This is a genomic window from Streptomyces nitrosporeus (assembly GCF_008704555.1).
Taxonomy (GTDB): Bacteria; Actinomycetota; Actinomycetes; order Streptomycetales; family Streptomycetaceae; genus Streptomyces; species Streptomyces nitrosporeus.
Map to the genome: position 1 here is coordinate 3,737,554 of NZ_CP023702.1, position 25,446 is coordinate 3,762,999.

The 25,446-nt window shown below is 71.3% G+C and carries 18 protein-coding genes and 1 pseudogene; 9 read left to right on the forward strand and 10 right to left on the reverse strand.

What is annotated here, in order from left to right:
- Positions 1 to 27: 27 nt before the first annotated feature.
- The 3 genes from CP967_RS16640 to CP967_RS16650 are packed head-to-tail and all read right to left on the reverse strand — an operon-like array spanning position 28 to position 2,793.
- Positions 28 to 939, reverse strand: coding sequence for an ABC transporter ATP-binding protein (locus CP967_RS16640; protein WP_150488723.1), 912 nt, complete (start codon positions 937 to 939; stop codon positions 28 to 30).
- Complete coding sequence (locus tag CP967_RS16645; protein WP_150488724.1) at positions 936 to 1,847, reverse strand: ABC transporter permease; 912 nt, start codon at positions 1,845 to 1,847, stop codon at positions 936 to 938. The genes CP967_RS16640 and CP967_RS16645 overlap by 4 nt, the downstream gene beginning before the upstream one ends.
- Positions 1,834 to 2,793 (reverse strand): ABC transporter ATP-binding protein, encoded by a 960-nt coding sequence (locus CP967_RS16650; protein WP_150488725.1) that lies wholly within the window; start codon positions 2,791 to 2,793, stop codon positions 1,834 to 1,836. The genes CP967_RS16645 and CP967_RS16650 overlap by 14 nt, the downstream gene beginning before the upstream one ends.
- 307 nt (positions 2,794 to 3,100) lie before the next feature.
- Between CP967_RS16650 and CP967_RS16655 the strand changes: the two are divergent.
- The 5 genes and pseudogenes from CP967_RS16655 to CP967_RS16675 form a co-directional block, all read left to right on the forward strand.
- Positions 3,101 to 3,979, forward strand: a pseudogene (locus CP967_RS16655) (alpha/beta fold hydrolase); the annotation flags it as partial.
- Between the two features lie 332 nt (positions 3,980 to 4,311).
- Positions 4,312 to 4,845 (forward strand): RNA 2'-phosphotransferase, encoded by a 534-nt coding sequence (locus CP967_RS16660; RefSeq protein ID WP_150488727.1) that lies wholly within the window; start codon positions 4,312 to 4,314, stop codon positions 4,843 to 4,845.
- Between the two features lie 181 nt (positions 4,846 to 5,026).
- On the forward strand, positions 5,027 to 5,899 hold the full coding sequence (locus tag CP967_RS16665) for a DUF72 domain-containing protein (protein ID WP_150488728.1): 873 nt from the start codon (positions 5,027 to 5,029) through the stop codon (positions 5,897 to 5,899).
- 81 nt (positions 5,900 to 5,980) lie between these two features.
- Entirely contained in the window at positions 5,981 to 6,880 is a 900-nt protein-coding gene (locus tag CP967_RS16670) for an LLM class flavin-dependent oxidoreductase (protein ID WP_150488729.1), read from the forward strand.
- Between the two features lie 133 nt (positions 6,881 to 7,013).
- Complete coding sequence (locus CP967_RS16675) at positions 7,014 to 7,859, forward strand: HAD hydrolase family protein (protein WP_150488730.1); 846 nt, start codon at positions 7,014 to 7,016, stop codon at positions 7,857 to 7,859.
- A 103-nt stretch (positions 7,860 to 7,962) separates the two neighbouring features.
- Here CP967_RS16675 and CP967_RS16680 read toward each other — a convergent pair whose 3' ends face one another.
- From CP967_RS16680 to hisC, 5 genes are all read right to left on the reverse strand, one after another.
- Positions 7,963 to 9,786, reverse strand: a complete 1,824-nt coding sequence (locus CP967_RS16680) for a sensor histidine kinase (RefSeq protein WP_150488731.1) — start codon at positions 9,784 to 9,786, stop codon at positions 7,963 to 7,965.
- Positions 9,787 to 10,000: 214 nt separating this feature from the next.
- Complete coding sequence (gene cydD / locus CP967_RS16685) at positions 10,001 to 13,513, reverse strand: thiol reductant ABC exporter subunit CydD (protein WP_150488732.1); 3,513 nt, start codon at positions 13,511 to 13,513, stop codon at positions 10,001 to 10,003.
- Between the two features lie 144 nt (positions 13,514 to 13,657).
- Positions 13,658 to 14,653 (reverse strand): cytochrome d ubiquinol oxidase subunit II, encoded by a 996-nt coding sequence (cydB, locus tag CP967_RS16690; protein ID WP_150488733.1) that lies wholly within the window; start codon positions 14,651 to 14,653, stop codon positions 13,658 to 13,660.
- A gap of 18 nt (positions 14,654 to 14,671) precedes the next feature.
- A complete protein-coding gene (locus CP967_RS16695; protein ID WP_150488734.1) occupies positions 14,672 to 16,180 on the reverse strand; it encodes a cytochrome ubiquinol oxidase subunit I in 1,509 nt (502 codons plus the stop codon).
- A 410-nt stretch (positions 16,181 to 16,590) separates the two neighbouring features.
- Entirely contained in the window at positions 16,591 to 17,670 is a 1,080-nt protein-coding gene (gene hisC / locus CP967_RS16700) for a histidinol-phosphate transaminase (RefSeq protein WP_150488735.1), read from the reverse strand.
- A 415-nt stretch (positions 17,671 to 18,085) separates the two neighbouring features.
- Between hisC and CP967_RS16705 the strand changes: the two genes are divergently transcribed.
- The 3 genes from CP967_RS16705 to CP967_RS16715 all read left to right on the forward strand — a co-directional run bounded on the left by CP967_RS16705 (position 18,086) and on the right by CP967_RS16715 (position 21,437).
- Positions 18,086 to 19,198 (forward strand): LacI family DNA-binding transcriptional regulator, encoded by a 1,113-nt coding sequence (locus CP967_RS16705; protein WP_150488736.1) that lies wholly within the window; start codon positions 18,086 to 18,088, stop codon positions 19,196 to 19,198.
- A gap of 174 nt (positions 19,199 to 19,372) precedes the next feature.
- Positions 19,373 to 20,434, forward strand: a complete 1,062-nt coding sequence (locus tag CP967_RS16710; RefSeq protein ID WP_150488737.1) for a metallophosphoesterase — start codon at positions 19,373 to 19,375, stop codon at positions 20,432 to 20,434.
- A gap of 181 nt (positions 20,435 to 20,615) precedes the next feature.
- Positions 20,616 to 21,437, forward strand: a complete 822-nt coding sequence (locus CP967_RS16715; protein ID WP_150488738.1) for a hypothetical protein — start codon at positions 20,616 to 20,618, stop codon at positions 21,435 to 21,437.
- Positions 21,438 to 21,494: 57 nt separating this feature from the next.
- Here CP967_RS16715 and thiC read toward each other — a convergent pair whose 3' ends face one another.
- Positions 21,495 to 23,324 (reverse strand): phosphomethylpyrimidine synthase ThiC, encoded by a 1,830-nt coding sequence (gene thiC, locus CP967_RS16720; protein ID WP_150488739.1) that lies wholly within the window; start codon positions 23,322 to 23,324, stop codon positions 21,495 to 21,497.
- Positions 23,325 to 23,522: 198 nt separating this feature from the next.
- Between thiC and CP967_RS16725 the strand changes: the two genes are divergently transcribed.
- Positions 23,523 to 24,878, forward strand: coding sequence for a YibE/F family protein (locus tag CP967_RS16725; RefSeq protein WP_150488740.1), 1,356 nt, complete (start codon positions 23,523 to 23,525; stop codon positions 24,876 to 24,878).
- A 29-nt stretch (positions 24,879 to 24,907) separates the two neighbouring features.
- Here the strand turns inward: CP967_RS16725 and CP967_RS16730 are convergent, their stop codons facing one another.
- Positions 24,908 to 25,345: an SsgA family sporulation/cell division regulator gene (locus CP967_RS16730; protein ID WP_019992482.1), complete on the reverse strand. Its 438-nt coding sequence runs from the start codon at positions 25,343 to 25,345 to the stop codon at positions 24,908 to 24,910.
- Positions 25,346 to 25,446: the final 101 nt, after the last annotated feature.

Here is a 25,446-nt window from a genome sequence, read left to right on the forward strand (position 1 = left end):
GCTTCACAGCTCCTTTCAGGCCACTACTCAGGCCGCTACGAGATAGGAGAAGACCGATTCGAGGGATTCGTCGGACGGCGAGACGGTCAGCAGGCGGATGCCGTGCGCACGGGCCACCTCGGGCAGGAGGGTGGTGAACCGCCCGAAGTCGACCGCCTGGATGAGCAGTGCCCCCTCGGTGCTGTCGACCTCGATGCCCGCCGTGGACGGGTCGGCGATGAGCGCCGCGGCCAGCGCCCGGTCGTCGCTGGACCGTACGAGGTAGCGGTGCGGCCGGTCCGTCATCAGCCTGCGGATCTTCCGGAAGTCGCCGGAGGCGGCGTGCCGCCCCGCCACGACCACCTCGATGTGCGAGGCGAGCTGCTCGACCTCCTCCAGGATGTGCGAGGAGAAGAGGACCGTCCGGCCCTCGGCCCCCATCCGCCGCAGCAGCTCCATCAGCTGCATCCGTTGCCGCGGGTCCATGCCGTTGAACGGCTCGTCCAGCAGCAGCACGGAGGGGTGGTGCACCAGGGCCGACGCCATCTTCACGCGCTGGCGCATGCCCTTGCTGTACGTGGCGATCCGGCGGTCCTGCGCGTACTCCATCTCGACGGTGGCGAGGGCCTCGCGCGCGGCGGCGTCGCCCAGCCCGTGCAGTTCCGCGTTGGCGACGACGAACTCACGGCCGGTGAGGAAGTCGTACATGCCCTCCCGCTCCGGCACGATGCCGATCGACCGGTAGACACCCTCGTTGCGCCAGATCGGCTCGGAGTCGAGGGTCACGGTGCCCGTCGAGGGTTCGAGGAAGCCGGCCATCATGTTGATGAGCGTGGACTTCCCGGCGCCGTTGGGACCGAGCAGACCCGTCACACCCGGCCCGATGGTCATGCTCACGTCGTTCACGGCGACCACGTTGCCGAACCAGCGCGAGGTGTGGTCGATCTCGATGGTGGTCACAGTCCGACCCTCCGGTAACGGCGCATCAGGACGGCGTACGAGCCGGCGGCGAGCGCGAGGACGACGATCAGGTAGACCAGGCCGGCCGCGGCACCGGGCCCCGCCCCGCCGGGGAAGGCGGAGCTCGCTCCGAGGAACGCGGTCTGCACCCCGTCGATGAGCGTGATGGGCGAGAACAGGCCGAGCCAGGTGATGGCGCCCTCCGAGCCCGTCGACCAGGCGATGCCCTGCACGGTGGAGACCGCGCCGTAGGTGATGGTCAGGACGGCGATCACGGCGGCGACACCGAAGCCGCGGCGCGGGGTCACCGCGGCGACGACCAGGCCGATACCGGCGAAGAGCACCGACAGCAGCGCCACCGAGACCATCCCCTGTCCGAACCACTTGGTCTGATCGGCGAAGTCGAACTCGGCCAGCAGCGCGCCCGCGTAGAGGATGACGAGCGGCAGCCCGGTGAGGACGAAGAGCGCCGACGCCATCGCGGCGTACTTGGCGATCACGTAGTCGGAGCGTTCGATCGGCCGCGAGAAGTACAGCGGGACGCTCTTGAAACGGAGGTCCCTCGAAACGGACTGCGGGGCCTGCGAGGCGATGAAGAGCCCGATCACGGCCTGCAGGTAGATCGCGAACGACGTGTACTTCACCGGGAGTTTCGTCATGTCGGGCGCGTACATGGCGACCGCGACGAGGATCAGCGCCACCAGGCACATCACCGTGCACAGCAGCATCGGCAGGACCTTGGACTTCGCGGACCGGCCCAGGCCGAACGAACCGCGCAGGGACTGCGAGTAGAGCGAGCGCCGGGCGTAGGAGCGGCCCAGCCTGGCGCCGTCGTAGGAGCGGTACCCGATGTTGTGGATGCGGGAGGCGTCGCTCCCGGGCGTGGTGCCGGTGTCAGTGCTCGTCACGGCCGCTCCCCTTCCGCTGTGCCGCCACGGCCGCCGGGGCGGTGTCCCCGCTCCGGAAGACCTCGGCGATGTGGTGGCGTCGCTGTTCCATACGGACCAGGCCGAGTCCCAGCCCGGCCACCCCGTCGCGTACCAGGTCGTACGTCTCGTCGCCCGTCGCCTCCACCAGGATGATGTGGCCCGCGCCCGGCAGCCCCTGGGCGTCCGGGCCTTCCGCGCCGAGCAGTGTGACCCCGGCCTCGGTGAGCACCCGGCGCAGGGCCTCCGTCCCGTCGGGGTGGGTGTCGCTGTCGGTGACCTCGACCGCGAGGGTCGTGGTGGTACGGGTGAAGTCGCTGGTGGAGCTGGACCGCAGGAGGGTGCCGCCGTCGATGACGACGACATGGTCGCAGGTGCGCTCCAGCTCACCGAGGAGGTGGGAGGTGACCAGGACGGAGATGCCGAAATCGGCGTGGACCCGCCGGATCAGCCCGAGCATCTCGTCCCGGCCCACCGGGTCGAGGCCGTTGGTCGGCTCGTCGAGCAGTACCAGCTGCGGGTCGTGGACCAGGGCCTGGGCCAGCTTCACCCGCTGCTTCATCCCGGTCGAGTAGCCGCCGATGGGGCGGTAGCGCTCCTCGTACAGGCCGACGTGGCGCAGGGTGTCGGCGGTGCGCTCCCGCGCCGCGGTGGGCGGCAGCCCCGACATACGCGCCATGTGGACGACGAACTCCGTCGCCGACACGTCGGGTGGCAGGCAGTCGTGCTCGGGCATGTACCCGACCCGTTCCCGGATCGCGGCGCCCTCGGTCGCGACGTCGAGCCCGAGCACTGCGGCCCGGCCCTCGGTGGCGGGGGAGAGACCCAGAAGGATCTTGATCAGTGTCGACTTGCCGGCCCCGTTGGATCCCACCAGACCGGTCACACCCGGTCCGATGTCCATGGAGAGCCGGTCAAGAGCGGTCACCCGGGGGAACCTTTTGCTCAGGCTTTCGGTAGCGATGACGGTCTTCACAGCTACGACGGTAGTGGCGGGGCCCGCGGGGGTCGTCAGCCCAGGCGGTGGTATCCGTATCCGCCTCCAGGTGTACGGCCCCGTAGGGGGCCCGCCCGCACCCGTACCGCCCCGCACCGGCGGGGACGGGCGCGGGCACGGGGGGTCCGCGGCCCGCGGGCTCGGGAAGACCCTTGACGCGCCCCTGGACCGGTTGCCACATTCTGCGGTGTCGCGTCGCGGACACGTACCGCGGCGCCGGCATCGACGAGGAGGCGGCGTGGAACTGCGGGACGCACGCGAACGCTGGGTGAGTACGGGCGGAATCGAGCTGTGTGTCGCCGAGTCGGGCGACCCGGCGAACCCCACGGTCGTGCTGGTGCACGGTTATCCGGACAGCAAGGAGGTCTGGGCGCGGGTGGCGGACCGGCTGGCCGAGCGATGGCACGTCGTGCTGTACGACGTGCGGGGCCACGGCCGTTCGACCGCGCCCCGGCCGTTGCGCGGCGGTTTCACCCTGGAGAAGCTGACGGACGACTTCCTGGCCGTCGCCGACGCGGTCAGCCCGGACCGGCCGGTCCATCTGGTGGGCCACGACTGGGGATCGGTCCAGTCCTGGGAGTTCGTGACGGTCGGGCGCACCGAGGGGCGGATAGCCTCCTTCACCTCGGTGTCCGGCCCCTGCCTGGACCACTTCGGCCACTGGATCAAACAGCGGATGAGGGACCGGAACGCCCGTGGCCTGGGCCAGTTGCTCGGCCAGGGTGCGAAGTCCTGGTACGTCTACGCGCTGCACACCCCGGCCCTGCCGGAGATGGCCTGGCGCGGACCGCTCGGCAGGCGGTGGCCCCGGATCCTCCAGCGGATGGAGAAGGTGCCCGCGGACGGCTACCCGACCGCCACCCTGTCCAGGGACGCGGCACACGGCGCCTGGCTCTACCGCGACAACGTCCGGGCCCGGCTGCGCCGTCCGCGTGCGGACGCGTACGCGCACGCCCCGGTGCAGCTGATCACGCCGACCGGTGACATCTTCCTGTCGCCCGCCCTCCACGACGAACTGGACCGCTGGGCTCCCCGCTTGGTACGGCGCTCCCTGCCCGCAAGGCACTGGGTTCCGCGCACCGAGCCGGAGCGGCTCTCCTCCTGGATAACCGAGTTCGCCGAGAAGGCGGGCTGACGGCCGGCGGCTCCGGCCGGAAGAGCGCCTGTCGGCGCCGTACCCCAACTGCCTTCCTGCACAAGGGTGCAGGGCGGTCGGCTGCCGACAACGCGTCCCCCGAGCCGACTTGCCGTCATATGGCACAGCCCTCTTATCCATCACGGAAGTTGAACAAATAGGTCAAAAGGAAAGTCACTTGTCCACAGATTCGCCATTTCCCTTGTGGATAAGCCGACTTGGTTGTGGATCAAACCTCCGAACCGCAGAAAGTTGCCACAGTCGGCGGTGGAATTCCGGATGCGCCGGGAAGGCGGCCCCGGCACTCTGGCGGGATGGACGAAAGACGCACCGTCAAGGTGTCCAAGTACCTTTCGAGACATCTGCGGCACCAGCCGCAGCGGATCGGGATCACCCTCGACGCACAGGGCTGGGTACCGGTGGAGGAGCTGCTGAGGGCCTGTGCCCGCGAGGGCTTCCCGGTCTCCCGCGCCGAGCTGGACCATGTCGTGGCCGCCAACGACAAGCAGCGCTTCACCGTGGACGGTGACCGGATCCGCGCCGCCCAGGGCCACACTGTGACCGTCGATCTCGGTCTGCCGCCGGCCCGCCCGCCCGAGTACCTCTACCACGGCACCGTGGGCCGGGCTCTCACCGCGATCCGCGCCGAAGGGCTCCGGCCCATGGCACGCCACCACGTGCACCTCTCCCCCGACCGCGGGACGGCCACCCGTGTCGGCGCCAGACGCGGCGTCCCCGTCGTGCTCACCGTGCGGGCGGGCGCCATGCACCGGGCGGGCCACGTCTTCCGGGTGAGCGCCAACGGCGTATGGCTCACCGACGGGGTGCCCCCCGCCTTCCTGGGCTGACCCGGTCCGGGACGGACCGCGGCCCCCGCCCCCTCCCCGGCCGTACCACTCCCGCCGTACCGCCCTTTCGCACCCTCCCGGGCCCGCCCCCGGCCCCGCCTCCTGCTCCCGCCCCCGCCTCCTGCTCCCTCTCCCGGCCGCCGCCGCGACCGGGCGCCCGTATCCGGGGAAGACTGACCGAATGGGACAGATCCGGGTCGGAACCTGCTCGTGGACGGACAAGGCGCTGGTGGCCGGCGGCTGGTATCCGAAAGGCCGCCGCGACGCGGAGGGCAGACTGCGGTACTACGCCGGACAGTTCCCGGTGGCGGAGGTGGACTCCACCTATTACGGGCTGCCCAGCACCCGCAACAGCCTGCTGTGGACCGAGCGCACCCCCGAGGACTTCCGCTTCGACGTGAAGGCGTTCTCACTGCTCACCGGCCATCCGACCCGGCCCGCGGCACTGCCCGCCGAACTGCGCCCGGCCCTCGCGCGGCAGCGGGGACGGGAGGGCGTCGATCCCGGCCTCCTCGACGAGGTGTGGGACCGCTACAGCGCGGCCCTCGAACCACTGCGCTCATCCGGCCGTCTGGGGACGCTGGTCTTCCAGTTCCCGCCCCGGCTCGCCCCGGGAAGGCCCGCGGCGGAGTTCCTGCGCCGGTGCCGTGAGCGTGCCGCCGGATGGCCGGTGGCCGTGGAGTTCCGGCATCCCGGCTGGTGGCGCGAGGAGAACGCCGACGCGACGGCGGCCCTGCTGACGGAGCTGGACACGGCCGCCGTGGCCGTGGACATGGTGCAGACGCTCCCCACTTCCGTACCGCCGGTCGTACGGGTCACCACCCCGGAACTCGCCCTGGTGCGTTTCCACGGCCGCAACAGCGCCTGGGGGACCGGCACCAAGGAGGAGAAGTTCCGCCACGCGTACACACCCGAGGAACTCTCCGAATGGGTGCCGCGCGTCCGCAGAATGGCCGAGCAGGCGCGGGAGGTCCATGTGCTGTTCAACAACTGCTGCGGTGACGCCGCCGTACGGGCCGCGGAGTCCATGCGCAACCTGCTCGGCCTGCCGTAGGAGCGGCCCCGCGCGGCCGAAGGCCCCGGCGCCCGCCGCTCCACCGGGGCGGCGGCCGGCGCCCCACGTATCGTCGGGGCCATGCGACTGAGCACCGTGATCCTGCCCGTCCACCGCTGGCACGAAGGCGGCCGCGACCGGTGGACCCGAGCCGAACGGCTCGGCTTCCACGCCGCGTACACCTATGACCACCTGGCCTGGCGCACCTTCCGGGACGGCCCGTGGTTCGGCGCGGTCCCGACCCTGACCGCCGCCGCCACGGCGACCGAGCGCCTCCGTCTGGGCACCCTGGTGACCTCGCCCAACTTCCGGCACCCGGTGACGCTCGCGAAGGACCTCATCACGCTCGACGACGTGTCCGGCGGGCGGATCACCCTCGGCATCGGCGCCGGCGGCAACGGCTACGACGCCACGACGCTGCGCCGGCAGGACGAGGCGCCCTGGACGCCCCGCGAACGGGCCGACCACTTCGACGAGTTCCTCCCCCTCCTGGACAAGCTGCTCCGCGAGCCCTCGGTGACGCACGAAGGACGCTTCTACGCCGCGACCGAGGCCCGCAACATCCCCGGCTGCGCACAGTCGCCCCGGCTGCCCTTCGCGGTGGCGGCGACCGGTCCGCGCGGGCTGAAGCTGGCCGCGCGGTACGGCCAGGCGTGGGTGACGACGGGTGACCCCAAGCTGTACGAGGCCGGGACGCCCGCCCAGTCCGTGGCCGCCCTCCGGGGCCAGATCTCCCGGCTGGAGGAGGCCGGTGAGGCGGTCGGCCGGGACGTCATGGAGCTGGACAAGATCCTGCTGACCGGTTTCACGCCCGACCGGCCGCTCAGCTCCTTCGACGCCTTCGTGGATTTCGCGGGCACCCACTTCGGCCTCGGTTTCACCGAGATCGTCCTGCACTGGCCGGTCCCGGGCTCAGATTTCGCGGCGGACGAGCAGGTCTTCGAACGGATCGCCACCGAGGGACCGGCCCAGCTCGGCTGACCGCCGAGGGGTCCGGACCGGGTTCCGACGCCTTTGGCATATGCCGAAGGTATGTACCCCAGCTCAGGGGTGCGCAAGCTCACATGTGCGCCCCTCCGCACGGCCGTGCACCCCTGTACGGGAGAATGGCGGGGTGACCTCAGCTATCGACTCGCCTCTGCCTGCCGTGACCCGGCTGATCGCCACCGACCTGGACGGCACCCTGCTGCGTGACGACAAGACCCTGTCGGACCGTACGATCGCCGCCCTCGCAGCCGCCGAGAGGGCGGGGATCGAGGTCTTCTTCGTCACCGGACGCCCCTCCCGCTGGATGGACGTCGTCAGCTCGCACGTGCACGGCCACGGCATGGCCATCTGCGCCAACGGCGCGGCCGTCGCCGATCTGCGGGCGAACGGCCGGCTGGTCGAGGTCCGCGCGCTGGCCCGGGACGCGGCCCTGGACGTGGTCCGGATCCTCCGCGACGCAGCCCCGGGCACCTCGTTCGCCGTCGAACTGACCACGGGCATCCACTACGAACCCGCCTACCCGCCGTTCCACCTGGACCCCGGGGCCACCGTGGCCGTCGCGGAGAAGCTGCTCCACGAAGAGGCACCCGGCACCGGCACGCCGGTCCTGAAGGTGCTCGCCCACCACCCCGGGCTCGCCCCCGACGACTTCCTCCTGCTGGCCCGCGAGGCCGCGGGGGACCGGGCCTCCTTCACACGTTCGAGTCCCACCGCCCTGCTGGAGATCAGCGCTCTCGGGGTGTCCAAGGCCGGCACGCTCGCCGCCTGCTGTGCCGAGCGCGGCATCGCGCCCTCCGAGGTGGTCGCCTTCGGCGACATGCCCAACGACGTGGAGATGCTGGGCTGGGCCGGTTCCTCGTTCGCGATGGGCAACGCCCACCCGGCCGCGCTCGCCGCCGCCTCCGGTGTCACGCTGACGAACAACGAGGACGGCGTCGCGGTCGTCATCGAGCGGATACTCCGAAGCCGCTGACCGCCGGGGGCGAGGGATCCGCGCCCCCGGGCCGGGGGCCTGTGCCCCGTCGGGGGGCCTGTGCCCCGTCGGGCTTACATCTCCGGCCGGGGCGTACCCGCCGTCAGAGGGGCGCCTCCCAGTACACCGTCGTGCCCCGGTCCCCGGTCCCCGTACCGGGGCCGAACCAGCTCCTTCCGCCCAGGGATTCCGCGCGGCGGGCGAGGTTGCTCAGTCCGCTGCGCCTCCCGCCCTCCGGGATGCCGACCCCGTCGTCGGCGACCGACAGCCGGACGGCGTCCCGGCCGTCGGGCAGGACCGCAGTGGCGTCCACGGTGACCTCGACGTGTGTCGCCCGCGCATGGCGGAAGGCGTTCGACAGCGTCTCGCGCAGCGCCGCGATCAGGTTCTTGCCCACCTGCTCCCCGACCAGCGAGTCGACCGGCCCGAGGAAGCGGTGGGCCGGCATGAAACCGAGCGGGACGGCCGCCATGCCGATCTCCCGCAGCACCCTGGTCCGCAGTGTGCCGGGCGCCTCGGCCGGCTCCTGCCCCAGGGCGAAGACGGCCGTACGGATCTCCTGGATGGTCACGTCCAGCTCGTCGACGGCCTGCCCCACCCCCGTCCGCACGGCGGGCACCCCGGAGCGCTGCCGCGCCCGCTCCAGCGTCATCCCGGTACTGAAGAGCCGCTGGATGACCAGGTCGTGCAGGTTCCGCGCGATCCGGTCCCGGTCCTCGTACACCGCCAGGCGTTCCCGGTCGCGCTGCGCCTCCGCCATCATCAGGGCCAGGGCGGCCTGTTCCGCGAACCCGGTGGCCAGCGCGCGTTCCGTACGGTCGAACGGCCGCTCCCCCTTCGCCCGCGGAGTGGCGAGTGCCCCCAGGACCCGCCCGCCCACGCTCAGCGGAAGCAGCATGTGCGGACCGAACCGGTGGGCGATTCTGGTGATCACGGGGCTGGTGCCGGCCGCGTCGTCCGCGAAGTCCGTGTCGTCCGTGAAGACCGCCTCGCCCCGCAGCAGCGCGCCCACCACGGGGCTGGTGGACGGGATGATCAGGCCCAGTGACGCCGCCGGCTCGTGGCCCGCGACGGCGACGACCTCCAGTCCTCCTCCCTCCGCGGGCAGGAGGACGACGCCTGCCGCCGCGTCCGCGAGACGCCGGGCCTGTTCGGCGACGACGGACAGCGCGTCGTCGGCGTCCCCGCCGGAGAGCAGCGCCGTGGTGACCGCCACCGATCCGTCGATCCAGCGCTCCCGCTGCCGTGCCGCCTCGTAGACCCGGGCGTGCCCGATGGCGATCCCGGCCTCCGTGGCCAGCACCTGCAGCAGATGCAGGTCCACGTCGCCGAAGGGTTCGCCGCCCGCCTTCTCCGCCACGTAGAGGTTTCCGAACAGTTCGCCCTGCACATGGACCGGGACCCCGAGGAATGTCCGCATCGGGGGGTGGCCGGGCGGGAACCCGACGGACCTCGGATCCTCGGAGAGGTCCGTCAGCCGGATGGGCCCGGGGTCCCGGACGAGTGCGCCCAGCAGACCGGTGCGGCCGTCGGGACGGCGGCCGATCGCCCGGGCGGTCCGGTCGTCGACACCGTGGGTGACGAAGTCGCTCAGACCGGTCCCGGCCTCGTCGACGACGCCGATGGCCGCATAGCGGGCGCGGGTGAGTTCGGCCGCGGTCGTGCAGATGCGGTCGAGGGTGGAGTGCAGTTCGAGCCCGGTGCCCACGGACTCCGTGGCCGCCAGGAGCCGTGGCACCCGCGCGGTGAGTTCCTCGGAGAGCCCACGCAGGCTCGCGCTCCCGGTGGGCGTGGCGCTCCGCTCCCCGCCCTGTGCGGGTTGCGTGTGTCCGGGTCCCGCGTGCGGGGCCTCCGGCTCGGACCGTCCGGACGGGCCGCCGTCGCCCGGTGCCGCCCCGGGCGAATCCTCAGGAGACTGCTCAGGCATGAAACGAGACTAATGCACCGATATGCCCGATATCAGCGGACGGTGACGTCCTGGGCGCGGCCGTCCCGTACGGCACGGGCACGGCCGCCCCTCGTACGGGCCGGGAGACGGCTGCCCCCTGTAGGCGCCGACCGGCCCACCGCCACCCCGTACAGCCGTGGTCGTCCCGTACGGGCCCGGGTGCGGCTCCGGCCCCCGGTCTATTCGGCCCCGGCTACGCCATGACGGGTTCCGGGCCCGCCTGCCGGCGCTCCCTCTCCAGCATCCCGCGCAGGGGACCGTCCTGGGCAGCCAGTTCCCCGTACGTCCCGCGCTGCACCACACGGCCCTCGTCGAGCACCAGGACCTCGTCGACGGTGTCCAGACCGGCCAGCCGGTGCGTGATCAGCACGGTGGCCCGGCCCCGGGTGGCATCCAGCAGGTCCGCGGTCAGCGCGTCGGCGGTGGCCAGGTCGAGGTGCTCCGCGGGCTCGTCCAGGACCAGCACCGGGAAGCCCGCGAGCAGGGCACGGGCCAGCGCCAGCCGCTGCCGCTGACCGCCCGACAGCCGGGCCCCGTGCTCGCCCACCAGGGTGTCGATGCCGTCCGGCAGGGACCTGACCCACTCCAGCAGGCGCGCCCGGCGAAGGGCGTCGTCCAGGTCGCCGTCCGTCGCGTCGGGCCGTGCGAGGCGCAGGTTCTCCCGTACGGAGCTGTCGAAGACATGGGCGTCCTGGGCGCACAGCCCGACGAACCCCCGGACCGTGTCGCCGTCCAGCGCGGACGCCTCCACCCCGCCCAGGCTGTACGTCCCCGCCCGCGCGTCCAGGAAGCGGAGCAGCACCTGCGCGAGCGTGGTCTTGCCGGAACCGGACGCCCCCACCACCGCCACCCGCCGGCCCGGGGTCAGCGTCAGGCCGACGCCGTCCAGCGCGTCGCGTCCCGCTCCTTCGTACCGGGCAGAGAGCCCTCGCAGGACCAGCGGGAAGGGGGAGGCGGGCGCCTCGGCCGGCTCGGCGGGCTCGTGTACCGGGAGCGGGGCGTCCAGCACGTCGAAGACCCGTTCCGCGCTGCGTTCGATCCGCCGGCGGTACTGCACGGCGAGCGGCAGCCCGGTGACGGCCTCGAAGGCCGCGAGAGGGGTGAGGACGATGACAGCCAGTTCCACCCCGGCCAGCCGCCCCTCCCGTACCGCCGGCAGTGCGACGGCGGCGGCCGCGACGACGCTCAGACCGCAGATCAGTGCAGAGAGACCACCGCCGAGCGCGGTCGCCGTCGCGGCGCGCGAGGCGATCCGGGTGAGGACCGTGTCCGCCTCGCGTACCTGCCGCTGCCGCTCCGGGAGCGCACCCGCGACGGTCAGTTCGGCCGTGCCCCCGAGCAGATCGGTGATCCGCACGGACAGCGCCGCCCTGGCCGGCGCCAGCCTGCGCTCCGCGTGCCGCGCGCAGGCACCGCTCAGCACCGGCACGCCCACCCCCGCCAGGAGCAGCCCCACGGCCAGTACCGCACCGGCCTCCGGGAGCAGCCATCCGGTGAACCCGACGGCTCCGGCCCCGACCACCACCGCGGTCCCCACGGGGAGCAGCCAGCGCAGCCAGTAGTCCTGGAGCGCGTCCACGTCCTGCACCAGCCGGGTCAGCAGGTCCCCCCTCCGGGACGTACGCAGACCCGCGGGGGCGACACGCTCCAGCCCCCGGAACACCGCGACCCTCAGCTCGGCCAGCATCCTGAGCACCGTGTCGTGGGAGACCAGCCGCTCCGCGTAGCGGAAGACCGCCCTGCCGATCCCGAAGGCCCTGGTCGCGGTGACCGCCACCATCAGGTACATCACCGGCGGGTGCTCCGAGGCACGGGAGATCAGCCAGCCGGACACCGCCATGAGACCGACGGACGAGCCGACGGCGAGGCTGCCCAGCAGCAGGGCCAGCCCTAGCTTTCCGCGTTCGGCGCCCGCGGCCTCCCTGACCCGCGCGAGCACATGGCCCCCGGCCCGGGGGGCCGTCTCCCGCAGCGGCGCGGGCTCCGGTCCCGGCCGGCCGGCGTCCCCGGACCCGGCCGCCACGGCCACCGGCGCGGACACGGGTGCTCCGCCGTGGGCCACCGCCCCGGCGGCCGGCGGCTCCAGGGCCACCACCCGGTCGGCCACCGACAGCAGGGCCGGCCGGTGGACCACCAGGAGCACCGTGCGCCCCTCGGCCAGCCTGCGTACCGCGTCGACGATTCCCTCTTCCGTCTCCCCGTCCAGATTCGCCGTCGGCTCGTCCAGCAGCAGCAGCGGCCGGTCGGCGAGGAAGGCCCGGGCGAGTGCGAGCCGCTGGCGCTGGCCGGCCGAGAGACCGGCACCGTCCTCCCCGATCGGTGTCCGCACCCCGTCGGGCAGGGCCGACACGAAGTCCAGGGCCCCGGCCTGCCGCAGGGCCGTCTCCACCGCGGCGTCGTCCGCGCCGGGGCGCGCCAGGCGCACGTTCTCCCCGATGGTCCCGGCGAAGAGGTGGGGGTGCTGGGGTACCCAGGCGATCCGCTCGCGCCAGGCTTCGGGCGACAGGGCGGCCAGGTCCGTACCGCCGATCCGCACCTGTCCGGTGTCGGGCCGGGTGAACCCCAGCACGACCTGGAGGAGCGTCGACTTGCCGGCTCCGCTGGGTCCGGTGAGGGCGACGGTCTCCCCCGGTTCCACCACGAGGGAGACCGCGCCGAGTGAGGGTTCGGCACGCCCCGGGTGCCGGACGGACACACCGTCCAGCTCGATCCGCGGCGAGGACGGGACGGCCTGGGTCCCGCCCTCGGGCAGCTCGGTCTCCAGGACCGCGAAGATCTCCTCCGCGGCCGAGAGCCCCTCCGCCGCCGCGTGGTACTGGGCCCCGACCTGCCTGATCGGGAGGTACGCCTCCGGGGCGAGGACGAGGACGACCAGCCCGGTGTAGAGGTCGAGTTCGCCGTGGACGAGCCGCATGCCGATGGTCACCGCGACCAGAGCCACCGACAGCGTCGCCAGCAACTCCAGCGCGAAGGAGGAGAGGAAGGCGATCCGCAGCGTCCTGAGGGTGGCGCGGCGGTACTGCGAGGTGATGGCGCGGATCGACTCGGCCTGTGCCTTGGCCCGCCCGAAGACCTTCAGGGTGGGGAGGCCGGCGACCACGTCGAGGAAGTGCCCGGAGAGCCGTGACAGCAGCCGCCACTGGCGGTCCATCCGTGACTGGGTGGCCCAGCCGATGAGAATCATGAAGACCGGGATGAGGGGCAGCGTCACCACGATGATCGCCGCCGAGACCCAGTCCTCGGTGACGATCCTCGCGAGCACCGCGACCGGCACGACGACGGCCAGGCCGAGCTGCGGGAGGTAGCGCGAGAAGTAGTCGTCGAGCGCGTCGATCCCCCGGGTGGCCAGCGCGACCAGGGACCCGGTCCGCTGCCCGTCGAGCCACCCCGGTCCGAGCTGCGCGGCCCGCGCCATGAGCCGGCCGCGGAGCTCGGACTTGACCGCGGCACCGGCCCGGTACGCGGCACGTTCCGTCATCCAGGCGACGAGGGCCCGGCCCAGTGCCACCGCGACGAGCAGGAGGAGCGGGGTGCGGAGCCCGTCGGCGGACAGCCCCTTCTCGAAGCCGCCCACCACGATCTCGGCGACGAGCATGGCCTGGGCGATCACCAGAGCCGCCCCGGCCACTCCCAGCGCCACCACGGCCACCAGGAAGAAGCGGGTGGTACGGGCGTACCGGAGCAGGCGCGGATCGATCGGTTTCACGTGAAACAGCTCCCCAGTGTGCTCATGTCGTGCGGTGGTGGGGTGGGCTCGGGGCGGTGGGCGAGGGCGGTAGCAGGGCGGAGGGCGACGGGGCGGCAGGGCGCCCCGTCGGCCCCGGCCCTTCGGACGGGACGCCGGGGCGCTCTACTCGGCGATGTGCTGGGTGCCGATGCGCTTGCGGAACACCCAGTACGTCCAGCCCTGGTAGAGCAGCACCACCGGAGTGGCGATGCCCGCGCACCAGGTCATGATCGTGAGGGTGTAGCTGCTGGAGGAGGCGTTGGTGACCGTGAGGTTCCAGGCGTCGTCCAGCGACGAGGGCATCACGTTCGGGAAGAGCGTCAGGAAGAGCATCGCCACCGTGGCCGCGATGGCCAGCCCCGACAGCCCGAACGACCACCCCTCGCGCCCCGCCGCGATGGCGGCGATCGCGGCGGTCAGGGACATCGCGGCGACGATCAGGGCGGCCAGGCTCCAGCGGTCACCGTTGGCGATCTGCGTCAGGACGAGGAAGACCAGCGCGAGCACGGCGGTCACGGCGCCCAGCCTGACGGCGAGGGCCCCGGCCCGCCGCCGGATGTCCCCGGCGGTCTTGAGCCCGGCGAACACCGCGCCGTGGAAGGTGAAGAGGAAGAGGGTGACCGCACCGCCCAGGAGCGCGTACGGGTTGAGCAGGTCCCAGAGGCTGCCGACGTACTCCATGCCGGCGTCGATCTTCACGCCCCGGACGATGTTCCCGAAGGCCACGCCCCAGAGCACGGCAGGGATCAGCGACGTCCAGAAGATCGTGTGCTCCCAGTTGGTCTGCCAGCGCTCCTCCGGCCGCTTCGCCCGGTACTCGAAGGCGACCCCGCGCAGGATCAGGCAGACGAGGATGACCAGCAGCGGCAGGTAGAACCCGGAGAACAGCGTGGCGTACCACTCGGGGAAGGCGGCGAAGGTGGCGCCGCCGGCACTGAGCAGCCAGACCTCGTTCCCGTCCCAGACCGGGCCGATCGTGTTGATCAGGACCCGGCGTTCCCTGCGGTCACGGGCCAGCAGCTTGGTGAGGATCCCGATACCGAAGTCGAAGCCCTCCAGGAAGAAGTAACCGGTCCACAGGACGGCTATGAGCACGAACCAGACGTCGTGGAGTTCCATCTCTCAGCTCCGCTGTTCTCAGTAGGAGAAGGCCATCGGCCGGTCGGCGTCCTGGTCGTGGCCGCCGATCCTGGTGGGCGGGTTCAGGTCGGCCTCGGTGAGCTCCGGCGGCCCGGCCTTGATGTACTTGACCAGGAGCTTGACCTCGATCACGGCGAGCACCGCGTAGAGCAGGGTGAAGCCGATCATCGAGGTGAGGACCTCTCCCTGCGAGACACCGGGGGAGACCGCGTCACGGGTCTGGAACACCCCGAACACCACCCAGGGCTGGCGGCCCATCTCCGTGAAGATCCATCCCCAGCCGTTGGCGATCAGGGGGAAGAGCATGGTCCACAGGGCGGTGAGCCAGTAGAGCCTCGCGAACTTCGGGCTCAGCGCCTTGTTCCGGAAGAGCACCAGGTTCGGCACCTCGTCCTCACCGGTGCGCAGCCCCGGTGGGAGCAGGAACTTCCTCCGGGTCAGCCACAGCCCCAGCAGGCCCAGCCCGAAGGACGCCATGCCGAAGCCGATCATCCAGCGGAAGCTCCAGAAGGCGACCGGGATGTTGGGCCGGTAGTCGCCCGGACCGTAGACCTTCTGCAGTTCCTCGTTGATGTCGTTGATGCCGGGGACGTGCGAGGTGAAGGTGTTGTCGGCGAGGAAGGAGAGGACGCCGGGGATCGACACCTCGACGGTGTTGTGGCCCTCGGAGACGTCACCGACCGCGAAGAGCGAGAAGGGCGCTCCGTCCTCGCCCTCCCACAGGGCCTCCGCCGCGGCCATCTTCATCGGCTGCTGCTTGAACATCACCTTGCCGAGCTGGTCGCCGCTGACCGCGGTCAGCATCCCGGCGATCGCCACGGTCACCAGGCCGACGCGCAGCGAGGTGCGCATGACGGGGATGTGCTTCTTACGCGCCAGGTGGAAGGCGGCGATACCGACCATGAAGGCGCCGCCGACCAGGAAGGCCGCCGTGATGGTGTGGAAGAACTGGGTGAGCGCGGTGTCCTGGGTGAGCACCTTCCAGAAGTCGGTGAGCTCGGCCCGGCCGCGTTCCTCGTTGATCCGGTAGCCGACCGGGTGCTGCATCCAGGAGTTGGCCGCCAGGATGAAGAAGGCGGAGAGGACCGTCCCGATCGAGACCATCCATATGCAGGCGAGGTGGATCTTCTTGGGCAGCTTGTCCCAGCCGAAGATCCAGAGCCCGATGAAGGTGGACTCGAAGAAGAAGGCGATGAGCGCCTCGAAGGCGAGCGGCGCCCCGAAGACGTCACCGACGAACCGGGAGTAGTCGGACCAGTTCATACCGAACTGGAACTCCTGGACGATGCCGGTCACCACACCCATGGCGATGTTGATCAGGAACAGCTTGCCCCAGAACTTGGTGGCCCTGAGGTACTTCTCGTTCTCCGTACGCACCCAGGCGGTCTGCAGGCCCGCGGTGAGCGCGGCCAGGGAGATCGTCAGGGGAACGAACAGGAAGTGGTAGACGGTGGTGATGCCGAACTGCCATCGCGCCAGAGTCTCCGGGGCCAGAGCCAGATCCACGTCTCTTCTCCTTGCATCGCCGCGACCACAGCCACAGATCGCCCCATTAATCCGGTCGATCACGACCCAAAAAGGGGCACGCTTGTGAACGCGTTCACATTCACAAGCATTATGGCGCACATGGTTTCGAAGCCGTCCGCCGGGGGGTGGTTTCCGGTCGTCACGGGTGGTACGCCAGGTGCGGCCGGGGTGGCACATCAGACACGGACCGCACGGCGCACCCGGGCCACGCGTCGCATCCGGGCCGCACACCACAGGCAGGCCGCACGGCACGTCCGGACCCGCACACCACGCGCGGACCACACGGCACGCCCGGACCCGCACAGCAGCGCGGCCCCGGACCGGTCCGGAGTGTCCGGGCCGGCCCGGGGCCACCGGGCGGACGTGTACGGCCCGGGGCCGTACGTCCCCTACAGCTCCTTGCGGTACGACTCCGTCACCTTCAGGAAGACGTCGTTGGCCTCGGTCTCACCGATCGTGACCCGTACGCCCTCGCCCGCGAACGGCCGGACCACCACGCCCGCCTCCTCGCACGCGGCGGCGAAGTCGAGTGTGCGGTCGCCCAGGCGCAGCCAGACGAAGTTAGCCTGCGACTCCGGAACGGTCCAGCCCTGGCGCACCAGCCCGTCCCGCACCCGGGTCCGCTCACCGACCAGCGAACCGACCCGCCCCAGCAGCTCGTCCTCCGCGCGCAGGGAGGCGATCGCGGCCTCCTGGGCGACCTGGCTGACCCCGAAGGGAACGGCCGTCTTGCGCAGTGCCGCCGCGACCGGCTCGTGCGCCACCGCGAAGCCGACCCGCAGACCCGCCAGCCCGTACGCCTTGGAGAAGGTCCGCAGTACCGCGACATTGGGCCGGTCCCGGTAGATCTCGATACCGTCCGGCACCTCGGTGTCCCGGACGAACTCCCGGTACGCCTCGTCCAGCACCACCAGTACATCGTCCGGGACCCGGTCCAGGAACCGCTCCAGCTCCGCCCTGCGCACCACCGTGCCGGTCGGGTTGTTCGGGTTGCAGACGAAGATCATCCGCGTCCGGTCGGTGATCGCGCCGGCCATCGCGTCGAGGTCGTGCACCTCGTCCTCGGTCAGCGGCACCTTGACCGAGGTGGCGCCGCTGACCTGGGTGATGATCGGGTACGCCTCGAAGGAGCGCCAGGCGTAGACGACCTCGTCCCCGGGGCCGGAGGTCGCCTGGAGCAGCTGCTGCGCCACACCGACCGAACCGGTCCCGGTGGCCAGGTGCGACACCGGGACACCGAACCGGGCCGACAGCTCGTTCATCAGCCCCGTGCAGGCCATGTCCGGGTACCGGTTGAAGTCCGCGGCCGCGGCGAGCACCGAGTCCATCACCCCCGGCAGCGGCGGATACGGGTTCTCGTTGGAGGACAGCTTGAAGGCGACCGGCCCGCCGGCCGCCGCGGGCTTGCCCGGCACATAGGCGGGGACACCGTCCAGTTCGGCGCGCAGCTTGGGGCTCTTCTCGCTCACCGCAGGTCCTCCTCGGTCATCCGTACACAGCAATACTGCTCACCTTATGAGGATTGCGGGCGCGTGCGAACGGCCCCTGTTCGAAATCTCCGGCCCCTGACGAAGCTCCTGCCCGAAGCGCCCGTATTGAGCGTTTCGACGGCGGTCCACGAGGGGGGCGCGACCGCTCCGGATGCGCGCGCCGGTGGCTCACCCCCTGGCGCGCATCCCTCGTAGAGGTGAGTTGAGACCTCTCCGGGACATGAACCATCCACCAGGTTCCCGCTCACCAGCACATGGGACTCTGACCCAATTATGGTCAATGTCCTTGCCTTCCAAGGCATTTAACGCTTCTAAAACTTGCAGAAACGTGACTGTCAACGCGCGCATATGCGATCGCCTCGACCCGTCTCCCGAGCTCTACTATCGGCTCGCCATGACAGCAGCAGGGAAGCACCAGGTGAGCCGGACAGAGACGCCCCGGCAGAGCGGCCGGCAGGCACGGGCGGGCATCCGGGATGTCGCCGCGGCGGCCGGGGTCTCCATCACGACCGTCTCCGACGCCCTCAACGGCAAGGGCAGGCTGCCGGACGCCACCCGCCGCCACGTACGCGAGGTCGCCGAAAGACTGGGTTACCGCCCGTCCGCCGCGGCCCGCACCCTCCGCACGGGCAGATCGGGTCTCATCGGTCTGACGGTGACCACATACGGGGATGAACCTTTCACCTTCACGGAGTTCGCCTACTTCGCGGAGATGGCCAGGGCCGCCACGTCGGCGGCGCTCGCCCGGGGGTACGCCCTCGTCATCCTCCCCGCCACCTCACGCCACGACGTCTGGGCGAACGTGGCCCTCGACGGCACCGTGGTCATCGACCCGTCCGACCAGGACCCCGTGGTCGCCGAACTGGTCCGCCAAGGCCTCCCGGTCGTCTCCGACGGCCGGCCCGCCGGGACCCTGCCCGTCACCGCCTGGGTGGACAACGACCACCGGGCGGCCGTGCTCGACCTCCTGGACCACCTCGCGGCGGCGGGGGCGCGCCGGATCGGCCTGCTGACCGGCACCACCACCGACACCTACACCCATCTGTCCACGAGCGCCTACCTCCACTGGTGCGAGCGGGTCGGACAGGACCCGGTCTACGAGTCCTACCCGGCCCACGACCCCTGCGCGGGGGCCGTCGCCGCCGACCGGCTGCTGGCCCGGCCCGACCGGCCCGACGCCGTCTACGGCCTCTTCGACCCCAACGGGACCGACCTGCTGGCCGCGGCCCGCCGGTACGGCCTGCGCGTCCCCGAGGACCTGCTGCTGGTCTGCTGCAGCGAGTCGACGGTGTACGCGGCGACCGAACCGCCGATCACGACGCTCTCGCTCAAACCGCGCAGGATCGGCACCGCGGTCGTCCAGCTCCTCATCGACGCCATCGAGGGCGTGGAACACGACGGGCCGGTCGAGCAGGTGATACCGACGGAACTCATCGTCCGGACGTCCTCGCAGCGACGGCCGCCCCGCACGACGGTCAGCGCACCACGCTCCCCCGCCGGGGACTGACCGGGGCATTCGGTGCGAATCACCCGGTGAACCACGAGTACGTCCGGATTCACCACCCCTGGTGCGTCACACAGCACGATCCGCATTCCTATGATGGGCGCACGACACCGCGGACCACCTCTACCAGGCAGGGCCCGTCAGGTGTACGGCGGCGCGACGGTGGTGGAGGGGTCGATGACTCAGGGGGCCGGTCAGGAACCCGTGGTGCGTACAGCGACGTTGCGCGACTTCCGCGTGCCGCCCTACGCGCAGACACCGCTGCCCCCGTCCCCCGGGCATCCCGGCAGCGCCCCTCTGGGCGAGGAGCCTCCGGAGGGGTACACCCCCACCGCCCGCGACCTGCCGGTGATCAGCCGCGGTGACGCCGGCCGGGACCGGGTCGTGCCCGAGCCGCAGCCGTCGCAGCCCGCCCCGGCCCGCGGACCGCTGTACGTCGTCGGTGACGTCCACGGGTACCTCGACGAGCTGCTCGCCGCACTGCGCGAGCAGGGCCTCGTCGACGCCGACGGGCACTGGGCCGCCGGCAACACCCGGCTGTGGTTCCTCGGTGACTTCACCGACCGCGGCCCGGACGGCATCGGGGTCATCGACCTCGTCATGCGGCTGTCCGCGGAGGCCGCGGCGGCCGGTGGCTACTGCAAGGCCCTGATGGGGAACCACGAGCTCCTCCTCATCGGCGCCAAGCGCTTCGGCGACACCCCGGTGAACTCCGGGGCGGGCACCGCCACCTTCCAGGCGGCCTGGCTGCTCAACGGCGGCCAGAAGTCCGACATGGACCGGCTCCAGGAGGTCCACCTCCAGTGGATGTCCCGGCTCGACGCGGTCGTCGAGGAGGACGGGCATCTGCTGATGCACTCCGACACGACCGCCTACCTCGACTACGGCTCCACCGTCGAGGACGTCAACGACACGGTGCACGCCATTCTCACGCGCCATGACGCCGACGAGTGCTGGGACCTGTTCCGCAAGCTCACCAAGCGGTTCGCCTTCCGGGACGAGGGCGGTGCGCAGGCCGTACGCGACCTGATGGCGGCCTACGGCGGCCGGCGGGTCGTCCATGGTCACAGCCCGATTCCCTATCTGCTCGGCGAGGTCGGGTCGGAGGACGGCGAGGACAGCTCACGCCCGGTGGTGGACGGCCCGCACGTCTACGCCGACGGCCTCGCCATCGCCATGGACGGCGGAGTCACGATGGCCGGAAAGCTACTGGTCGTCCGACTCCCCCTGCATGACTGACGGCTGACGGGGAAGAGAGATCACGACCCGGCCCCGCCGGCTTCCGGGCCGATTTCCGGAAAGCCCCTGTCGCCCCTTGCCGTAGGCGCCCTACCATCGGCGTATCAGTAGCAGGCTCTCCTCCGTTCCGCCCGAATGCCCGGCAGCCCGGTCGATCAGGCGCCCTACGGAGCATCGGGGGATGCACATGGCAAGCGCTCCGCACCTGCTGTCCGAGGACCGGCCCGAATACGAGCGGATCCTCGCCGACGCACTGCGTCATGCCCATGAACGCCCGGACCTCGCCGGGATCGGGGAACACCTCAACACCGAACAGCTGCGGACGATGGCGCTGGCGGCCACACCGGCGATCACCGACGCGGCGGGCCCCGAGTACGAGCACTATGTGAGGGTCCGCGGAGAACTGCGCAGCCCCAGCGGGCTCTCCGAGGCCGATCTGGTCCTGGGGTCGGCCGGCGAGGGCGACCGGACCGGCGCCGGGACGCTGGCGGTGATCACCGCGCTGGCCCCCGTGCTCGCGGGCACGGCCGCCCTGATCTTCCTCCTCGTCGGCTATGTGCTGAAGGCCGTCAGCCCCACCCTGGCCTTCGCCGGCACCATGGTCACCGCGGGCTGGTTCTTCGCCGCGGCGGCCGCGGCGGCGATGCTCGTCGCGGCCGCCGGCCTCCTCGTCACCGCGCTGCGCAACGGCGCCACCGCACTGCCCGCGCCGGACGAGGAGGCCGGGCTGCCCGAGGACGTGGCACGCGCCCGGGAGGCCTGGCGCCACGCCCTGCTGGAGCGCGGCATCCTGCCGTTCCTGCGGGACGCCCTCGCGGACCCGACCGCGGGCCCCGCCGCGCGGGCCCCGCACCCCTCGCCGCACCGGCTCCCGAAGGTCGGCTACAGCAGGCCGGAGTTCTCCGGCCCCCAAGGCGGCCCCTCGGCCGGCCCCCGGCCCACCTTCACCAGCCCCGACTTCACCGGGCCGGACTTCGGCGGCCCGGAGCGCCTGCCGGAGTGAGCGGGCACGGCGCCGCTCCCCGGACACGGGTCCCGGGGAGCGGCGGCGCATGAGCCCTCAGTCCGCCAGCGGCAGGTAGACCCGGTTGCCCCGGACCGCGAACTCCTCGGACTTGGCCTTCATGCCGGCGACCGCCACCTCGTCGTACTCGGGCGGCGCGGCACCGTCGCCGTACTTCTCGTTGATGCTCCGGCTGATCTTCATCGAGCAGAACTTGGGGCCGCACATCGAGCAGAAGTGCGCGGTCTTGGCGGGCTCGGCCGGGAGCGTCTCGTCGTGGAACTCCCTCGCCGTGTCCGGGTCGAGCGCCAGGTTGAACTGGTCCTCCCAGCGGAACTCGAAACGGGCGTCCGACAGCGCGTCGTCCCATTCCTGCGCCCCGGGGTGGCCCTTGGCGAGATCCGCCGCGTGGGCCGCGATCCTGTAGGTGATGACGCCGGTCTTCACGTCGTCCCGGTTCGGCAGCCCCAGGTGCTCCTTGGGCGTGACGTAGCAGAGCATCGCCGTACCCCACCACGCGATCATCGCCGCTCCGATGCCCGAGGTGATGTGGTCGTAGCCGGGCGCCACGTCGGTCGTCAGCGGGCCGAGGGTGTAGAACGGCGCCTCCTCGCAGATCTCCTGCTGGAGGTCGATGTTCTCCTTGATCTTGTGCATGGGGACGTGCCCCGGGCCCTCGATCATCGTCTGCACCCCGAACCCCTTCGCCACGGAGTTGAGTTCGCCCAGCGTCCGCAGTTCCGCGAACTGCGCCTCGTCGTTGGCGTCGGCGATGGACCCGGGACGCAGCCCGTCGCCGAGGGAGTACGTCACGTCGTACGCCGCGAGGATCTCGCAGAGCTCCTCGAAGTGCTCGTACAGGAAGGACTCCTTGTGGTGCGCGAGGCACCAGGCCGCCATGATCGAGCCGCCGCGGGAGACGATGCCCGTCTTGCGGCGGGCGGTGAGCGGGACGTACGGCAGGCGCACACCGGCGTGCACCGTCATGTAGTCGACGCCCTGCTCGGCCTGCTCGATCACGGTGTCCTTGTAGATCTCCCAGGTCAGTTCCTCGGCCCGGCCGTCCACCTTCTCCAGTGCCTGGTAGAGCGGCACGGTCCCGATCGGGACGGGGGAGTTGCGCAGTACCCACTCCCGGGTGGTGTGGATGTTGCGCCCGGTGGACAGGTCCATGACCGTGTCGGCGCCCCACCGGGTGGCCCAGGTCATCTTGTCCACCTCCTCCTCGATGGACGAGGTGACCGCGGAGTTGCCGATGTTGGCGTTGACCTTCACCAGGAACCGCTTGCCGATGATCATCGGCTCGGTCTCCGGGTGGTTCACATTGGCCGGCAGCACCGCCCGGCCCGCCGCGATCTCCTCGCGCACGACCTCGGGCAGGACGTTCTCCCGGATCGCTACGTACTCCATCTCCGGGGTGATCTCCCCCCGGCGGGCGTACGCGAGCTGGGTGACCGGCCGGCCGTCGCGGCTGCGCCGGGGCTGCCGGGGGCGGCCGGGGAAGACCGCGTCCAGATTGCGCAGACCGCCCCTGGGCGCGGTGTGCTTGAGCCCGTCGTCCTCGGGCCGCCCGGGACGGCCCGGGTACTCCTCGGTGTCGCCGCGGGCGGTGATCCAGTTCTCCCGCAGGGGCGCGAGCCCCCGGCGCACATCGGTTTCCACGGAAGGATCGGTGTACGGCCCCGACGTGTCGTACAGCGCCACGTCCCGGCCGGTGGTGAGGTGCACCTGACGGACCGGCACCAGGATGTCCGGGCGTGAGCCCCGGACGTACCCCTTGTGCCAGCCGATGGACTTCCCGGCCTCGCGGTCCGATGCGTCAGGCGCGTTCCGCGCGTTCCGCTCGTTCCGTCCGGAGGCAGGCGTGCGTGCGTCCGCTGTGGTCATGAGACCTACTCCCTACGCCGGCATTACCCGGTAACAGGTTCGGCGGTCGGCGCAGCATGTCCCGTGACGGATCCACGGAGGTCAGCGCCCTCTCAGCCCGGTGCTCCGAGCTCCCGCGTGTACAAATGCGGCTCCACGCTAGCCGTCCCCCCGGTGTGCTGGCCAGGGGGCCCCGCTTCTTCTTGGGATGATCGCGGGGTGACGCCCCCACACAACACACCCGAGCCCCCCCGCCCCGAATCGGGCAGTACGCAGAGTCATGCGCACGCCCACACCCACAGTCACGGACCGGCCGCGCCGGTGTCCCAGCACCTGCGCAAGGTCATCGCGGCCGTGCTGATCCCGTTCGCCACCGCCGTCCTCGTCGGGCTCGCGGCCTTCTGGCCCGGCGGGTCCCCGGCACACGAACGGACGGGGGTCGGTTTCGACCGGCAGACCGAGGACGGGCGCGTGGTGCGGGTCGACCGGGTCGACTGCGCCGATGTGAACGCCGGTCAGGTGCCGCCGACCGGCGACACCTCCACGCCCTCGGGCCGCGAGGCGGTGAACGAGCAGACCGGGGAGTGCAAGAAGGCCACGATCGAGGTGACGAGCGGCAAGGACGCGGGACGCACGTTCGTCGAGATCGTCCAGCCGGACGCCGCACGGCAGTTGAGCCAGGGCCAGGGCGTGGTCGTCGCGTACGCCCCGGATGCCCCCCGGGATCTGCAGTACTCCGTGACGGATGTGGACCGGTCGTTCCCGATGGCTCTGCTGGCCGGGCTCTTCGCCCTGGCGGTGGTCGCCGTGGGCAGGCTGCGCGGCCTGATGGCACTGGTCGCGCTCGCCGTCTCGTTCGCCGTGCTGACGCTGTTCATCCTGCCGGCGATCCTGCAGGGGTCGAACCCGCTGGTCGTCGCCGTCATCGGGGCGAGCGCGATCATGCTGATCGCGCTCTACACCTGCCACGGGCTGACGGCACGGACCTCCGTCGCCGTCCTCGGCACGCTGATCTCCCTGGTGCTGATCGGCCTCCTGGGCTCCCTCTTCATCGGCTGGGCCAGCCTGACCGGCAACACCGACGACAACACCGGCCTGATCCACGGGCTGTACCCGGACATCGACATGAGCGGCCTGCTGCTGGCCGGTGTCATCATCGGTTCGCTCGGTGTGCTCGACGACGTGACCGTCACCCAGACGTCGGCGGTCTGGGAGCTGCACCAGGCGGACCCCGCCATGGGCGTGCGGCGGCTCTACCGCGCGGGCATCAGGATCGGCCGTGACCACATCGCGTCGGTGGTCAACACCCTCGTCCTGGCGTACGCGGGCGCCGCGCTGCCCCTGCTGCTGCTGTTCACCATCGCGCAGAGCAGTGTCGGAGCGGTGGCCACCAGCGAACTCGTCGCCGAGGAGATCGTCCGGACGCTGGTCGGCTCGATCGGGCTGGTCGCCTCGGTACCGGTGACGACGGTGCTCGCGGCTCTGGTGGTGTCCGCGGACCGCACGGAGCCCGGCACCGCAGCCGGAGCTCCGGCGCCCGCGCGGACCGGGAGGGGACGGCGCCGCAAGGCGTGAGCACACGGGCGCCCGGGCGCTCCGTGTGCTCAGCCCGCGTTCTGCTCCTTGGCGAGGATGCGGCCCAGAGCCTCCTCCAGGCTGCCGTCGAAGTCACCCAGCGTGTGCTCCTGTCCGAGTGGTACCAACTTGTCCGTCCGGTCGAGGAAGGCCACGAGTGGTGCGGTGCCCGCCCTGAAAAGTGCCCGGTCGGCCCCGACCTGGAGCCGGATGTGCACATCCGAAAGGCCCTCGGGTTCGGTCGGGGCAATGTGCACATCACCGTCGCCGCTCGGGCTGTTGAGCCCGTCCAGCAGCAGCTCCCGGCCGAACGCCCAGGTGACGGGGGCGTCCCCGGGCAGATGGAAGGTCATCCGGATCGCGTACGGATCACTGACCTCGTACCGGAGCTCCACCGGAATACGGAACGAGAGCTCCTCCGATACGAGGAAGCTCATCATGACCTCTGCTTGAACCGACTCGCGCATCGTTCAACCCCGCAGTAGATGAAACTGGCCAGGAATGATCCACCATGGCCCTATTGACGCCATCGTGGTGCACGCGATAGCAGATCACAAGGAGTGATTTT

Excerpts from the sequence above, each read along its gene's own strand:
- CP967_RS16665 (WP_150488728.1), top strand. The coding sequence starts at position 5,027 with ATGGGACAGATCCGGGTCGGAACCTGCTCGTGGACGGACAAGGCGCTG.
- CP967_RS16705 (WP_150488736.1), top strand. The coding sequence starts at position 18,086 with ATGACAGCAGCAGGGAAGCACCAGGTGAGCCGGACAGAGACGCCCCGG.
- CP967_RS16670 (WP_150488729.1), top strand. The coding sequence starts at position 5,981 with ATGCGACTGAGCACCGTGATCCTGCCCGTCCACCGCTGGCACGAAGGC.
- CP967_RS16715 (WP_150488738.1), top strand. The coding sequence starts at position 20,616 with ATGCACATGGCAAGCGCTCCGCACCTGCTGTCCGAGGACCGGCCCGAA.
- CP967_RS16710 (WP_150488737.1), top strand. The coding sequence starts at position 19,373 with ATGACTCAGGGGGCCGGTCAGGAACCCGTGGTGCGTACAGCGACGTTG.
- CP967_RS16730 (WP_019992482.1), bottom strand. The coding sequence starts at position 25,345 with ATGCGCGAGTCGGTTCAAGCAGAGGTCATGATGAGCTTCCTCGTATCG.
- CP967_RS16660 (WP_150488727.1), top strand. The coding sequence starts at position 4,312 with ATGGACGAAAGACGCACCGTCAAGGTGTCCAAGTACCTTTCGAGACAT.
- CP967_RS16680 (WP_150488731.1), bottom strand. The coding sequence starts at position 9,786 with ATGCCTGAGCAGTCTCCTGAGGATTCGCCCGGGGCGGCACCGGGCGAC.
- thiC (WP_150488739.1), bottom strand. The coding sequence starts at position 23,324 with ATGACCACAGCGGACGCACGCACGCCTGCCTCCGGACGGAACGAGCGG.
- cydB (WP_150488733.1), bottom strand. The coding sequence starts at position 14,653 with ATGGAACTCCACGACGTCTGGTTCGTGCTCATAGCCGTCCTGTGGACC.